This is a genomic window from Roseomonas sp. 18066 (assembly GCF_902706185.1).
Lineage (GTDB): Bacteria > Pseudomonadota > Alphaproteobacteria > Acetobacterales > Acetobacteraceae > Pseudoroseomonas.
In genome coordinates this window covers 1-412 of the sequence record NZ_CACSJM010000389.1, presented here as the reverse complement: position 1 = coordinate 412, position 412 = coordinate 1, and the positions used below count along the sequence as shown (strand labels likewise).

Here is a 412-nt window from a genome sequence, read left to right as displayed (position 1 = left end):
ACCTGCGGGCGCTCGGCGAGAAGGAGGAAGCGCGGCGCGACCAGATCTGGCAGTTGCTGCGCACCACCGAACTGCAGCTGGCCGAGCAGTTCCAGCGCTTCGCCGCCGATTTCGCGAAGGTGGAGCCGCAGAGGGCGCGCGTGAGCCGCATCCCCGTGGCCCTGCCGTTCGCGCTGCAGCTCTTTCCCGCAGCCTCGTTCGACCTGCGCCAGGCCTTCGCCGTGCATGCCCAGGGCATTGCGCGCGGCGTCCACAACGAGCGCGGCCTCTCGCAGCGCGACAAGGCCTTCACGCTCACGGCGGAGCTGCTGCTGATGCAGCACACCTGCCACTGGTTCTGCAAGTCGAAGGCAGTGGCCTCGGCGCGCATGGCCGCGCGCCACCGCACGCCGCACGCGCAGCTCGTGGAATC

Annotated in this window: 1 protein-coding gene; it reads left to right on the top strand. The window is 70.4% G+C overall.

The features are described from left to right. Positions 1-412, top strand: a 412-nt coding sequence (locus GVN67_RS29370; protein ID WP_160000796.1) for a hypothetical protein, incomplete at both ends; no start/stop codon positions are given.